At 42.8% G+C, this 12,524-nt stretch carries 14 protein-coding genes; 7 read left to right on the plus strand and 7 right to left on the minus strand.

Annotation, left to right across the window (positions count from 1 at the left end; translation table 11 throughout):
* Window positions 1–110: 110 nt before the first annotated feature.
* Both A6749_RS11155 and A6749_RS11160 read right to left on the minus strand, forming a co-directional pair.
* Window positions 111–548, minus strand: coding sequence for a hypothetical protein (locus A6749_RS11155; RefSeq protein WP_066389445.1), 438 nt, complete (start codon window positions 546–548; stop codon window positions 111–113).
* A gap of 273 nt (window positions 549–821) precedes the next feature.
* Complete coding sequence (locus A6749_RS11160) at window positions 822–1,736, minus strand: magnesium transporter CorA family protein (protein WP_066389447.1); 915 nt, start codon at window positions 1,734–1,736, stop codon at window positions 822–824.
* A gap of 122 nt (window positions 1,737–1,858) precedes the next feature.
* Here A6749_RS11160 and A6749_RS11165 point away from each other — a divergent pair, with 122 nt between their 5' ends.
* Window positions 1,859–2,125 carry a hypothetical protein gene (locus tag A6749_RS11165; RefSeq protein WP_066389449.1) on the plus strand — a complete coding sequence of 89 codons (267 nt, stop codon included), beginning with the start codon at window positions 1,859–1,861 and terminating at the stop codon, window positions 2,123–2,125.
* Between the two features lie 40 nt (window positions 2,126–2,165).
* Window positions 2,166–2,885, plus strand: coding sequence for a TrkA C-terminal domain-containing protein (locus A6749_RS11170; RefSeq protein WP_066389451.1), 720 nt, complete (start codon window positions 2,166–2,168; stop codon window positions 2,883–2,885).
* A gap of 652 nt (window positions 2,886–3,537) precedes the next feature.
* On the opposite strand, the gene A6749_RS11180 is transcribed toward A6749_RS11170, so the two are convergent.
* A complete protein-coding gene (locus tag A6749_RS11180) occupies window positions 3,538–3,828 on the minus strand; it encodes a hypothetical protein (RefSeq protein WP_066389456.1) in 291 nt (96 codons plus the stop codon).
* Window positions 3,829–3,974: 146 nt separating this feature from the next.
* Between A6749_RS11180 and A6749_RS28395 the strand changes: the two genes are divergently transcribed.
* Entirely contained in the window at window positions 3,975–4,112 is a 138-nt protein-coding gene (locus A6749_RS28395) for a CarD family transcriptional regulator (RefSeq protein ID WP_161487140.1), read from the plus strand.
* 89 nt (window positions 4,113–4,201) lie between these two features.
* Here the strand turns inward: A6749_RS28395 and A6749_RS11185 are convergent, their stop codons facing one another.
* Window positions 4,202–4,639 carry a MarR family winged helix-turn-helix transcriptional regulator gene (locus tag A6749_RS11185; RefSeq protein ID WP_066389458.1) on the minus strand — a complete coding sequence of 146 codons (438 nt, stop codon included), beginning with the start codon at window positions 4,637–4,639 and terminating at the stop codon, window positions 4,202–4,204.
* Window positions 4,640–4,782: 143 nt separating this feature from the next.
* Here A6749_RS11185 and A6749_RS11190 point away from each other — a divergent pair, with 143 nt between their 5' ends.
* Window positions 4,783–6,246: a DHA2 family efflux MFS transporter permease subunit gene (locus A6749_RS11190; protein ID WP_066389459.1), complete on the plus strand. Its 1,464-nt coding sequence runs from the start codon at window positions 4,783–4,785 to the stop codon at window positions 6,244–6,246.
* A gap of 120 nt (window positions 6,247–6,366) precedes the next feature.
* Window positions 6,367–6,852: a CBO0543 family protein gene (locus tag A6749_RS11195; protein WP_066389461.1), complete on the plus strand. Its 486-nt coding sequence runs from the start codon at window positions 6,367–6,369 to the stop codon at window positions 6,850–6,852.
* Between the two features lie 346 nt (window positions 6,853–7,198).
* Here the strand turns inward: A6749_RS11195 and A6749_RS11200 are convergent, their stop codons facing one another.
* Window positions 7,199–8,533 carry a hemolysin family protein gene (locus A6749_RS11200; RefSeq protein ID WP_066389462.1) on the minus strand — a complete coding sequence of 445 codons (1,335 nt, stop codon included), beginning with the start codon at window positions 8,531–8,533 and terminating at the stop codon, window positions 7,199–7,201.
* Between the two features lie 234 nt (window positions 8,534–8,767).
* Entirely contained in the window at window positions 8,768–10,261 is a 1,494-nt protein-coding gene (locus tag A6749_RS11205; RefSeq protein ID WP_066389463.1) for a mechanosensitive ion channel, read from the minus strand.
* A gap of 141 nt (window positions 10,262–10,402) precedes the next feature.
* Here A6749_RS11205 and A6749_RS11210 point away from each other — a divergent pair, with 141 nt between their 5' ends.
* Window positions 10,403–10,702, plus strand: coding sequence for a hypothetical protein (locus A6749_RS11210; RefSeq protein ID WP_066389465.1), 300 nt, complete (start codon window positions 10,403–10,405; stop codon window positions 10,700–10,702).
* Between the two features lie 73 nt (window positions 10,703–10,775).
* Window positions 10,776–10,943: a CsbD family protein gene (locus tag A6749_RS11215; protein ID WP_066389467.1), complete on the plus strand. Its 168-nt coding sequence runs from the start codon at window positions 10,776–10,778 to the stop codon at window positions 10,941–10,943.
* Between the two features lie 62 nt (window positions 10,944–11,005).
* Here the strand turns inward: A6749_RS11215 and nuoN are convergent, their stop codons facing one another.
* Window positions 11,006–12,520 carry an NADH-quinone oxidoreductase subunit NuoN gene (gene nuoN / locus A6749_RS11220; protein WP_066389470.1) on the minus strand — a complete coding sequence of 505 codons (1,515 nt, stop codon included), beginning with the start codon at window positions 12,518–12,520 and terminating at the stop codon, window positions 11,006–11,008.
* Between the last annotated feature and the right edge of the window lie 4 nt (window positions 12,521–12,524).

Here is a 12,524-nt window from a genome sequence, read left to right on the forward strand (position 1 = left end):
TTGAAAGCAAAATAAGAATGGCGTGTAAACTGTAACTAGTTCACACGCCATTCTTCTGTTTTACCTCTTTTGTTCCTTTAAAAGCACTATTGTTCAGAATGGTAAGCTGATCAGCCGCCAAAACGCTGCTTTCCATACGGCCGTTCTTCAGGAATTTCACCCTGTCCGCCTTTCAACTGGCGTTCACGGTACTCGTCTATCGACGACCCCTCTAAAATGCGCCGGCCGCCATCCTCTTGGATATCTAAATCAAGCCCCAGCAAATCCGCTTCCTGTTGTTGATCAGCAGCACCTTTCATGGCCTTACCTTGATCGTCTCCACAGCCGCAGTCCTCCTGCCGCTGCCCGTCCTGTTTCATTCTGCCTTCTTCTCTCTGCATCTGACGGTCATCACTACCACTCTGACCATCATTCTTCCGTAACTCTCTATCACTATTTAAAGAAGCGCCTTCCCTTTCACTTTGCTTACCCTGCCTTTGAAAAACCGCTTCGTCACCATTGTATCCTGCTTGTTCCATATCCTGCTCATCTACATCATTTTTTGCCATGTTCCATTCCTCCTTGTAGTTGTAAGATTGCTGACAAATGCCTGTTGTTTACAAGGTATCCGGACCAGCAGCCCACATACTTCCACACACCTTCCTTCTATTTCAAACTAGATATTGAAGTCAGGTCAGCTTGTTCTAACCTTGGTCATGTTGTACCACGTGGCCTCGTTTTAAAACTACTTTTTAAAAATTAATATGTATTCAAAAGACTCATCAATTTGGTGTCAGGCACCATGTGAAAAATTCACATGGTGCCTGACACCAAATTCCATATTATTCAAAAAAAGACCCTTTCTTTTTTCCTTTTAACAGGTCGCCTGTCCAGCCTTTGATTTTTAAGTATCCGTAAAGCAGCAGTGTGGAGATGATGATGAGAATAATGGATAAAATATAGCCATAATGCCATTTGAGCTCGGGCATGTTCTTGAAGTTCATGCCCCACAGTGCCCCGAACGCCATGATTGGGGTGAAAATCGTCGTGATGACGGTTAAAGTTTTCATAATTTCGTTACCGCGGTGGGAGGAAATGATCTCCTCAAGCTTTATCATCGCGTCCACCTCATGTTCATACTCGTTCAAAAGTGCGAATGCACGTCCAATCCGCTGACTCGTGGTGGCAAAGACCTTGCTAGCCTCATGAAGGCCAATTTCTTCTATTCCCATGCTGACTTCTTTCATCGGAATCAACAAATTTTTCCATACCAAAAGCTCATGCCTCCGCTGATACACAAGCTCCAGAATCCCCGTTTCATTCCGCTTTTTCACACCCCAAATCAGCTTTCGGAGTGCCACCTCATATTGATCAATTTCCACCAGTAGCTCATTCATCAATTCCCCCAGTAACAGTAAAAAGCCCTCAACGGCATTATCCGTCCTCTCCAGCCGATGATGCAGCTCGTCCAAATCTGACAGCGAAAGCTCCGTCAAATCGAGGTCAACGGTCACCAGCATCCCCTTCGTCAGGTAAAAATGGAAAATTTTGAAATCCTGTTCCTTGTTCAGACTCTGCTTATAAACCAGCGAACCTTTTACAACCTTCTCCAAGCCGCTCACCCGCAAGCAATTTGTTTGATGCTGCCGGACCTCCTCAAGCCAGTCGTAGACCGTTATCGGAATCCGATCCCCGCCCGCCTCATTTTCACAAAGCTGCACCCATTTCCACTGTTTCTCACCGATATATTCCTCCAACCTGATCACTCCTTTTTTCTAAAATAAATCCCCCTAAACGCGACTATTGAAACCTGTTTAATGTTTGACGGTTTGTTTTAGAGGGTATGCATAGAACAAATAGGATAAAGGAGGAATTCAATATGAAACGTGTTTTAAGTATGGGTTCTTTATTGGCTGTAGGTGTCGGGGCATCGGCAGTATGGTTATCGAATAAACCAAACCGCATCAAAGCCGAAACCTTCCTACGAGATTTAAAGCGAAAAGTCATACCGACTGTCTATGAAAAAAGTGAGAAGCTTCCGATTGAAAAAGGCGGCCATCCCCACCCGCACGATGTTGAAGACAACAAAATGGTCGACGAGGGTGCGATGTATTCGGTTAAATTTTATAACGAAAAAATGCAGTAATCTTGGGCGGGCGATGGCCCCCCTTTTTTTGAGGTGAACCATGATACTCTTCCTATTCATCTATTTCGTCATCATTTTCGCGGTGATAGAAATCTTTGTGATTTTATTTCGGTTAACAGGATTAAAACGAGATGTTTCCCGGTTCCAAGTCATTTCGATGATGACGGCAACCGGCTTCACGACCGGGGAATCCGAGCTAATCCTCGGCCACCCCATCCGCCGTAAGCTCGCCGCGTTTCTAATTCTATTCGGCGTCTTCTCCCTGGCGGTGATCATTTCGTCGATCAGCCAATTTTTGTCGCGCGGCCTCGGACTGCGGGAAATATTGCTTGGCGCCGCTTTGGTTATGCTGGTTTGGGGTGTTTTAAGGATAAACCGCATGCAGCGGATGCTTGGAGCTTTTTTTCAGCGAAAAATCACCCATCAAATTGAACTAGCCGATCTTCCGGTACGGGAGGTTTTTTTGAAAAATAAACACGACGCCTTGGTCAACCTGCATATTTTTCAAGACTCTTCGCTGGCCGGGCAAACTCTGAACCAAGCTATTGCCGAGCATGACGGGCTGGAGCTGGTTGTTCTGTTCGTTAAACGCGGGAATGTGGTGATTAGGAAAAATATTTATGATACTCGGCTGCAAGAGGGAGACCGGGTTTTGGTGTACGGTCTGGAAGAGGTCATTATGGAGATCTTTGGTGATGATATTGCGGTTATGGAGGAGAGATTGGACAAGCTTGAGATCTCTGAGGATGAGGTGTTGTAGGTTACGAGGCTATGAAAGACAAATTTTTTTGGATTTCATGTAAATCGTCTTTCACCGGCTTTAATGAAAGACATTTGTTACTGGTTTTTCGTTTAAAATGGTCTTCATCATCCTTATGAAGGACATTTCTCTTTGGCTTTTCTTTCAAAATGGTCTTCATCTCCCTTATGAAGGACTTTTCTCTTCGGCTTTTCATTCAAAATGGTCTTCATCAACCTTATGAAGGACTTTTCTCCTCGGCTTTTCATCCAAAATGGTCTTCATCAACCCTATGAAGGACATTTCTCTTTGGCTTTTCATCCAAAATGGTCTTCATCTCCCTTATGAAGGACTTTTCTCTTCAGATTTTCATCCAAAATGGTCTTCATCTCCCTTATGAAGGACATTTCTCTTCAGATTTTCATTCAAAATGGTCTTCATCATCCTTATGAAGGACATTTCTCTTCAGATTTTCATCCAAAATGGTCTTCATCATCCTTATGAAGGACATTTCTCTTTGGTTTTTCATCCAAAATGGTCTTCATCAACCTTATGAAGGACATTTCTCTTTGGCTCTTCATCCAAAATGGTCTTCATCAACCTTATGAAGGACATTTCTCTTTGGTTTTTCATCCAAAATGGTCTTCATCATTCTTAACAAACGCTATATTAATTAATTCATTAACACGAGGTCCTTGCCATAAAAATAACCAAAATTTTTATCATCAAAATCAACTCTATATGAAAATATACCTGATCTATTTTTCTTTTGTTCGCGGATCAGCCCTATTTTATTCTCAAAGCCTTTTAGATAAAAGTAATCTTCTGGCTCCATATTTTGTTTAGATTCATGATCAATCTTTTTAATCTTCACCCATTCCCCCATTTCGAATCTATCGTCAGGAGATATATCCACTTTATTCTCTTCCGAAAGCCCATCATGTTGTTCTTGATCAAAGTCCATATCTTACATCTCCTAGTGTTTTACTAATATATTAATCACTATACAAAAGTGATCACCTATTGTCAACAAAGTTGACGATACGAAAAAATAGCTTTACAATATTTTGTAAACCGGGTTTACAATTTTCGAAATAGGAGATATGGGAAATGTTTAGTATTGGTGATGTAATTATTTATTCGGTGCATGGTTTAAGCAGAGTGGACGATATTTGTGAAAAAACTATTGCCAATGTGACCAGGACATACTATGCTCTGCATCCTCTTGAGCAGTCGAACTTAAAATAGAGGAACAGGTAAACAGTATGATCCAGGAGCCATACAAAAAGAGTTGAAGATCATGAAATGGTCGCCAACTCTTTTTTTTTGCTATATGTTTAATCTGCCCCTACTCCCCAATCTGATTTTAATAAATCCTTCAAGAAGGCTACTTGCTTCTCCCCGATGGTATCGGCAATTTTCTTCTCAAGCGAGGCCTTTAATGCCGCGTTTTTCTCGTAGCACTCCTCTCCTAATGGGGTTAATTTTATGCACTTCTCTTTATTGTTGTTTTCGACATTCATAATCTCGACTAAACCCTTTGACTCCAGCTTTTTGATAAATTTATGGACTGCCTGCCTTGATATATCTACATTTTTTGAAACATAGGAAATCGTTGGCTGCTTTTTATAAATTCTCGCCATGATGAACCATTCCGAATTGGAAATATAAATTTCACTGCTGTTATTCCACAATTTTTCTGTGATTTCACGAAGCAAAAGATGACGCTCACTTAATAAGTCAATTAAATCTAAGTGTTCTAAATCATGATTCAAGCGTTTTCACTCCAATCGATGTAATCCTCAACTACTATACAAAAATATTTTTTATATGTCAACCTGGTTGACATTCGATTGAAAATTAACGTAAAATGACTTAGTCAACTTGGTTGACAATATTTTTTATAAAGGAGATTGTTATGAATTCACAGATTCAAATAAAAAAGCCTAAATCAATGGCCTTTATTTTAATGTTAGGGGCATTTATCGGCTTATTTGGGGAAACGGCATTGAATATGGCGTTATCGAATGTTATGGAGCAATTTTCAATCAAAGCAGCGACTGCACAGTGGCTGACAACCAGCTATTTATTGGTATTAGCGATTCTAGTACCGGTTTCGGCACTGTTAATGAAATGGTTTACGACAAGACAATTAGTTGTTGGCAGTATCATCATCTCGCTGTTGGGAGCGATTTTAGCGGCGGTATCACCAAGTTTTGCGATATTATTAGTCGGCCGTTTAGTACAGGCAATCGGAACGGGGCTTTTATTGCCCGTCATGACGAGTGTTCTATTAGTGATTTTTCCGATTCATAAACGCGGTGTTGTCATGGGGCTTATGGGGCTTGTGATCACATTAGCGCCGGCTTTAGGACCCACACTATCAGGGGTCATTATCAGTACGCTTGGCTGGCACTATATTTTTTGGATTAGCGCCGTTTTCTATGTTTTATTGACCGTTTTTGCATTAGCCATCATTGCAAATGTTTCGGAAATTACCAAGCCGAAAATTGATAGTTTGTCGATTCTCTTATCAACCATCGGCTTCGGCGGCTTAATTTTTGCCTTGGCAACGATGGCAGAAGAAGCTTTTTCATCTGCTAAAGTGTGGCTGCCTCTCCTTGCAGGGATAATTGCACTTGTATTATTTTGTATTCGTCAATTGAAGATGGCGCAGCCAATGGTAAATTTACGTGTCTTTAAGTATCCGATGTTCACCTTAGGAACCGTAATGATGTTTCTTGGTATCTTAGTAATTTTATCAACGGCTATTCTATTGCCACTGTATTTAAAAGGGGCTTTATTATTTAGTGCTGCCGTCGCTGGTTTATTATTGCTTCCTGGTAATGCCGTCAATGTGATTTTGTCACCGATTGTTGGAGCTCTATTTGATAAATGGGGACCGCGTCTTTTCGTTATCCTTGGATCTATCATCGTTGTGATTGGAAACGTCATTTTTGCGTCCGTTATTTCTGCTGCAACACCGGCTTGGCAAATAATCGCAGCGTTTATGGTTTTATTTTTTGGATTAACGATGGTCATGATGCCCTCGCAGACAAATGCGCTCAATCAATTGCCACGTGAGTTATATGGAGATGGCTCGGCCGCGATGAATACACTAAACCAGGTAGCCGGCGCAGCAGGCACAGCCATTGCGATTTCACTATTTACAGCTGGTCAAAGCAGTTTCGTCACCGATGTTCCAGATGCCTCTCAGGAAGAAATATTGGCTGCCGGGGTAAAATATGCCTTCTACTTTATGACAGGGATATCAATACTTGGATTCATTAGTTCTTTATTTGTAAAAAAACCGGGCCAAGTCGTTAAGGAACAATCGGCAGCTTCAGCGGTGAAAACAACAGATCCGGTACATTTGCAGTAGATTAGGTAAATTTAAAAGGAAATGGAGAATTGTTTTCCAATTAAATGGAAAATATAGTAAACCGAGAGAAAGTTGAATTTGTATAGGAGGGAACATACAATTCAGATTTTGGGGTTACTTATGTGGATTTTTGCAGCATGGCGATGGGCAGATTGGCGGAATTGGGAACAATATCATACAACGATTCTTTATAAAATTGCTCTTGCGCTTTTGTATGATGTATTAACCTACAATTATCCATTATGGGAGTATAGCGACTTCTTTGTACCTACTCATACTATAAATGGCCTTGCCATCACATTTATAGGCTTTACTTGCACTGTGCTATTGTTTCTTTCTAATTTTCCAAGCTCAAAGGTAAAACAAATTTTTTATTTTGCCTTCTGGGTGTTGTTAAACTCTGCGATCGAGTTATTTTACCATCTAATTGGTTTATTTAACTATTACCATGGGTGGAATTTTTGGTGGTCCGTGTTTTTCAACTGTATAATGTTCCCTATGCTGATCTTACATCATAGAAAACCTTTGCTGGCCTACGTGCTCTCTATACCAATTATCGTTTTTCTTTTTCTAATGTTTGATGTTCCTTTGAATCGTATGAAGTGATGGAAGCAGCAATTGGTATTTTAGCCTTGGCGGGAAAGGTCAGTGTCTATAATATTATAGGGCGGCCATGTATAATCTTTCTACGTTCCCCTGCGAGCTATTTTTCTTCCTGCTCGGGCACGTAGAATTCCTCTACGTTACCCTAAGCTCTTTTTTTTCTCCCACTCGGGCACGTAGAAACCCCTCTACGTTACCCAAGCTTCTATTTTTCCTCCGATTCGGGCACCTAGACCCCCTCTACGTTACCTCAAGCCCTATTTTCCCTATCGTTCGGGCACGTAGAACCTCTCTACGTTACCCAAGCCCTGATTTTTCCTCCGGTTCGGGCATCTAGAACCCTTCTACGTTACCCTTCGCTCTTTTTTTCCTCCCGCTCGGGCACGTAGACCTTTTCAACTTCTAAAAACCGAATATGGTACCCTTCCGCTTCATGAACCTTAAATGACCAGCCACAAGATTCTACTTCCAAACCACCGAATATCTCAGCGTCAGATATTCGTGACAGAAACCAGCCGCCAATCGTATCGAGATCGTCGGGCATCAAATCAACCCCTAGTAGTTCGTTTATATCCCGAATTGACATCTTTGCATCTATAATATAGTGCTTACCCTCGTCTATCGTGCGGATCTCCGGCACCTCATCGGCATCGAACTCATCCCGGACCTCACCGATAATTTCCTCAATCATATCCTCTACCGTCACCAGTCCGGAGGTACCGCCGTACTCATCCAGCAAAATCGCCATATGAATCCGCTCGCTCTGCATCCGCAGCAACAGATCATGAATCGGAATTGTCTCAATTACATGAATCACCGGCTGGATTAACGATCTCATATCCCAGTCCGACCCCTTCGCCATGATTTGCGAGGTTAAAAACATTTTTACATTTAGCATCCCGATAATGTGGTCCTTGTCCCCTTCCATCACCGGATAGCGGGTATAATGTTCCTTTTTCAGCTGGCGAAACACCTCCTGCCTTGTTGCCTCCACGGAAAGGCAGCTCATCTCTGTGCGCGGAACCATGATTTCCTTGGCGGTACGTTCATCAAATTCAAACACATTATTGAGATATTGCCATTCATTCTGGTTAATTTCACCGCTCTCATAGCTTTCGGCAAGGAGGATTCTAAGTTCTTCCTCAGAATGGGCCAGCTCGTGTTCGGATGCCCGCTTTAAGCCGAAAAGACGACCAAGCAGCCGGGCAGAGCTGTTCAAAGCCCAAATAAAAGGATACATAATTTTGTAAAACAGAATCATCGGTTTGGCAAACAGCAGCGTCATCTCCTCCGCTTTTTGGATGGCGATGGATTTTGGCGTTAACTCCCCTGCGACCACGTGGATAAAGGTTACCACCACAAACGCAAGCGTGAACGAGACGACATGGGTAACCGTTTCGTTCAGGTGAAGCAGCTGCAGCACCGGGCGAAACAACCGCTCCACCGTCGGTTCACCGAGCCACCCAAGTGCCAGTGCCGTCACCGTGATGCCGAGCTGGCATGCCGACAAATATTCATCCAAATGGGTAACCAGCTGCTTCGCCGCAACGGCGCTCCGTCTCCCTTCCGCAATCAATTGTTCGATCCTCGACTTCCGGACCTTTACAATGGCGAATTCCATCGCGACGAAGAATCCGGTAAAAGCAATGAGTATGGCAATAATGACTAAATTCAACAACAGCATCAGTATATCCACCTCCATTTTTTAAAATTTTGCGAGTCCAATTTACTAATCGGCGATTTTTACATGTTTATCGGCGAATCTGGGTCATTTATCGGCGAATTGAAGTGACTTATCAGCGAATTCTAGCCATTTATCGGCAAATCCCCAAAACAGCAACATTTTTAATAAAAACAATCCGAAACCGCCTAAGGATTTCGGATTGTCCGCGCCCTATCCATCTATCAAACTAACAATCTATAAACGGTCGTCTAGTTTGTCGTCAAGCTTCTCTAAATATTTCGCGGCAAATGCCTTTCCGCCTAATCCGAAGGCCAGTCCAAAGGCAAGCGCCAGACCGCCGAGTACGAGAATGAAAGCGGCATTGACAATCGAATGGGCGACGCCGAGCTGATCTAATGCCATAAAGATGGTAATCACGAAGATTGCATATTTAGCCACGGCCGCAAGTGTGCGTGTGTAAGTCGATTTTAAAACGTTTTGTAAGATTCGCTCCACAAGATGGCCTAAATATAAACCGATTCCTAAAATTAACAGTGCGGCTAACAGCATCGGCAAGTAGGCGATGACCCCTGTTGCCAAGCTTACTAAGAAGTCTAAATGAACAAGCTGCAGGGCTTCTGCCGTAAATAACAGGATAATCACGATTTTTACAATCAACCCAACGATTTGGGACAAGGTGTTTTTTTCCGGTGTAAGTGACCCGATACCCATTTGGTGAAAAATCGAATCAAATCGTAGGCGCCACAGCAGCTGTGCAACTACTTTTTCTACCCATTTTCCTAACGCAATACCTGCAAGAATCAGAACGATCGCCGCAATAATGTTTGGAATGAGTGTTAAAATATCATGTAGCATCGCAATTGCCGGATTGGAAATCCCTTTTAGGTCCAATTTTTCTAATGCTGTAATAATCGTTGGAATTAAGATTAGGATGAACACAATATTTCCGATAATACTTGAAAAATTAGGGCCGTCTGGCGTTTTTATCATGCCAAAACGTTCACCAAGCCTGTCCGCACCAATCCCTTTTAAAAAGTTGGTTAAAATATCGCGGACCACTTTTGCAAGAAGCCAGCCAATGAATACGATTAAAGCGGCAGCAAATAGCTTGGGGATGAAGGCTAACATCGCTGACAGGGCATGGGTAAATGGTCCTGAGATCCCATCCATATGCAAAGCGCCTAGTACTCCCGGTAAAAATAGAAGTAAGACAAAGTAGAAGACTGTTTTGGCTATACTATTTACTTTTTGGGCAGCCTCCAGTCTGGTTTTTGCCATATTCCATTTGACTAGACGGTCTTGGAAGTGAAACATGTCAGCTGCTTTTGTAATCAGCAGGCGGATGAAGTAAGCAGCAATCCAGGCAAATAATAGAATGAGGGCTGCTTTTAATAGATTAGGAATCGCTGCAGTTATCATCGAAACCATTTCAACCAACGGTTCAGCGATCAAGTGCAGGTTCAGCATGTTAAAAAAGATAATCCAAACAAACACGAGCAGGATATAGTAGATAAATTTTCCGATGATGTGCTCTGACGAATATTTTCCTTTTCCTACATTCGTAAATAACTTATCATCGAGGCTAGTTTTGCTTAAACCCTTTTCAACGGCTTTGCCAATCGCTTTTGCGACAAGCCAGCCAACTAATAAAACTAACAGTGCTAATAATAGATGAGGAATTTGGTCGGTGTATATGTACCAGCCATTTAGAATATCTCTCCCTTTCATGTACCATCTCTCCTTTTCATCAATGTTTGCTTCATGTAATACCCGGCCGGCCGGTTTTCAAACACCTGTTATCAAAATGTTTCGTTTGCTAATCTGTTGGGAATATAATCAGCAATCCTATTAACCGAAGGAGGAGTTAAAATGAAAAGGATTTTAGCTGGCGGCTTGAGCGTGCTGCTAACATTCGGCGGTTTGGCCGGCTGCGGCGACGGTGTCGACCAGGATAACGGCATTAATGATGGCGAACAGAAGGATGCGGTTGACAAAGATACAAAGAAGGATACAAAGGAAGGCTTTGAAAAAGCGAAGGAAAATATGAAAGAAGTAAAGGAGGATGTTGAGAAAAAGTTAAAAGAAGAAGGCGTTGGGGACGGTGTTGACCAGGATAACGTGGATAACGACGGAAAAACCGACGATAAAGAAGACAACAAAAGACCTTAGAATCAGGATGTTTAGTATTTCTACACGATGGGTAATAGATTAATAGAACGCAATTTAAGAGGAGGAATGGGACATGAATGAAGAAAAAGTAAAAGGCGGTTATGATCAAGTAAAAGGTGAAGCTAAAGATCAATGGGGTAAATTAACGGATGACCGTTCGACACAGGCCGAGGGCAAGTTCGATAAAGCCAAAGGGAAAGTCAAAGAGGGCATTGGCGAACTGAAGGATAAGTTAAAATAAGTGGAAAAAAGCCAGCTGCACGTTAAAGCAGCTGGCTTTTTTGTTGGTGTCAGGCACCAATATTATTTAAAGAAATCCCCAATGACATCCAAGTTGTTTTGCAGGAAGTCGAAGGCGATGTTTGGCATGATGCCTAATAACACGGAGCCGACTACTGCAATAATTAATACGACAAGAATGCCGAATGGGATGTTAAATTTGCTTTCGTCCGCAGCTGGGCGGAAGAACATTTGTGTCATGACGCCGAAATAGTAGAAGTATGACACGACGGTAGTCGCAATCATAATGGAGGCGATCACGTAATGTCCTGGTTCCGCGTAGAACGCACCCAAGAAAATGTTCAATTTACCGATAAAGCCAGCAGTTCCTGGGAATCCGGCAAGTGAAATGAGCAAAATCCCCATCGCGACGGCTAATACCGGTGCGCGGCGGTACAGCCCGGCAAAGTCGGCAATCTTTGTTGAGCCCGCTTTTTCTGTTACCACTTGGATAATCGCAAAGGCACCAAGGTTCATTAACAGATAGGCAAGCAGGTAGAACCAGATTGTCTGGAACATATTCGGAGTCATTGACGTTAATGCCACTAACAAGTAACCCGCGTGGGCAATACTTGAATAGGCAAACATCCGTTTAATATCCGACTGTCTTAAAGCAACAACGTTACCGATGATCATGGTTGCTCCGGCGATTACCGCCAGATAGTTTTGCATGTTAAACAAAATCGGCACTGAGTTCGGACCGTCCGTTGCCGCAAAGCCAAACACTGTCAGCAATACGCGGATGACAATCACAAAACCGGCAATTTTCGAAACGACACTCAAGAATGCCGTAACCGGTGTTGGTGCGCCTTGGTACACGTCTGGCGCCCACATATGGAACGGTGCGGCTGCCAGTTTAAACGCTAAACCAACGACAATCAGCAAGAATGCGATGGTAAGCAGATACACATGGTTGCTATTAGCAAGTGTAGCCAGCTGGCTTGCCATATCAAGCAAATTCGTTGTGCCGGTCAACCCGTACACATAGCTCATCCCGAATAAGGTAATGGCAGAAGAAATACTGCCGTTGATGACATATTTCATCGCCGATTCATTGGACTGGCCGTGGAACTTGCGGATCCCCGCCAAAATATAAGAAGTAATTGATAACAACTCAAGCCCGATGAATAAAGTAATTAAATCACCGCTTGAAGTCATGATCATACCGCCAAGCATAGCCGCTAAGAATAAGTAATAGAACTCTGCCTGATAGCGTTCGACCCCATCTTTTGGTTCATAGCTGATGGCTAAGAATAAGACGAGTGCACCCCCGCCAAGGATTAGCAGTTTAAACGCTAACGCAAAGCTGTCGATTCGGAACGTGTCATGCAGGATCGACTGCACTGGGCCGCCGACCATCGACAATGTATACACCAGCGCTGCAAAAATCGCCGCAATGCCAATCCAGCCGAGGATTTTTCGATCCAGCGTTTTTGGCATAAATAAATCCATTAATACTAGGATGGCAATCACACCAAGGATGATGAACTCCGGTGTCATGATGCTCCAATTTAGTTGTGAAAATGTCTCAAAGCTCATCCTT

The organism is Neobacillus mesonae (genome assembly GCF_001636315.1).
In the GTDB taxonomy this organism is placed as follows: Bacteria; Bacillota; Bacilli; order Bacillales; family Cytobacillaceae; genus Neobacillus; species Neobacillus mesonae.

Bases quoted from the DNA above. Each gene is read 5' to 3' on its own strand.
- A6749_RS11205 (WP_066389463.1), bottom strand. From the start codon at position 10,261: ATGAAAGGGAGAGATATTCTAAATGGCTGGTACATATACACCGACCAA.
- A6749_RS11180 (WP_066389456.1), bottom strand. From the start codon at position 3,828: ATGGACTTTGATCAAGAACAACATGATGGGCTTTCGGAAGAGAATAAA.
- A6749_RS11170 (WP_066389451.1), top strand. From the start codon at position 2,166: ATGATACTCTTCCTATTCATCTATTTCGTCATCATTTTCGCGGTGATA.
- A6749_RS11165 (WP_066389449.1), top strand. From the start codon at position 1,859: ATGAAACGTGTTTTAAGTATGGGTTCTTTATTGGCTGTAGGTGTCGGG.
- A6749_RS11210 (WP_066389465.1), top strand. From the start codon at position 10,403: ATGAAAAGGATTTTAGCTGGCGGCTTGAGCGTGCTGCTAACATTCGGC.
- A6749_RS11155 (WP_066389445.1), bottom strand. From the start codon at position 548: ATGGCAAAAAATGATGTAGATGAGCAGGATATGGAACAAGCAGGATAC.
- A6749_RS28395 (WP_161487140.1), top strand. From the start codon at position 3,975: ATGTTTAGTATTGGTGATGTAATTATTTATTCGGTGCATGGTTTAAGC.
- A6749_RS11200 (WP_066389462.1), bottom strand. From the start codon at position 8,533: ATGCTGTTGTTGAATTTAGTCATTATTGCCATACTCATTGCTTTTACC.
- nuoN (WP_066389470.1), bottom strand. From the start codon at position 12,520: ATGAGCTTTGAGACATTTTCACAACTAAATTGGAGCATCATGACACCG.
- A6749_RS11190 (WP_066389459.1), top strand. From the start codon at position 4,783: ATGAATTCACAGATTCAAATAAAAAAGCCTAAATCAATGGCCTTTATT.
- A6749_RS11215 (WP_066389467.1), top strand. From the start codon at position 10,776: ATGAATGAAGAAAAAGTAAAAGGCGGTTATGATCAAGTAAAAGGTGAA.
- A6749_RS11195 (WP_066389461.1), top strand. From the start codon at position 6,367: ATGTGGATTTTTGCAGCATGGCGATGGGCAGATTGGCGGAATTGGGAA.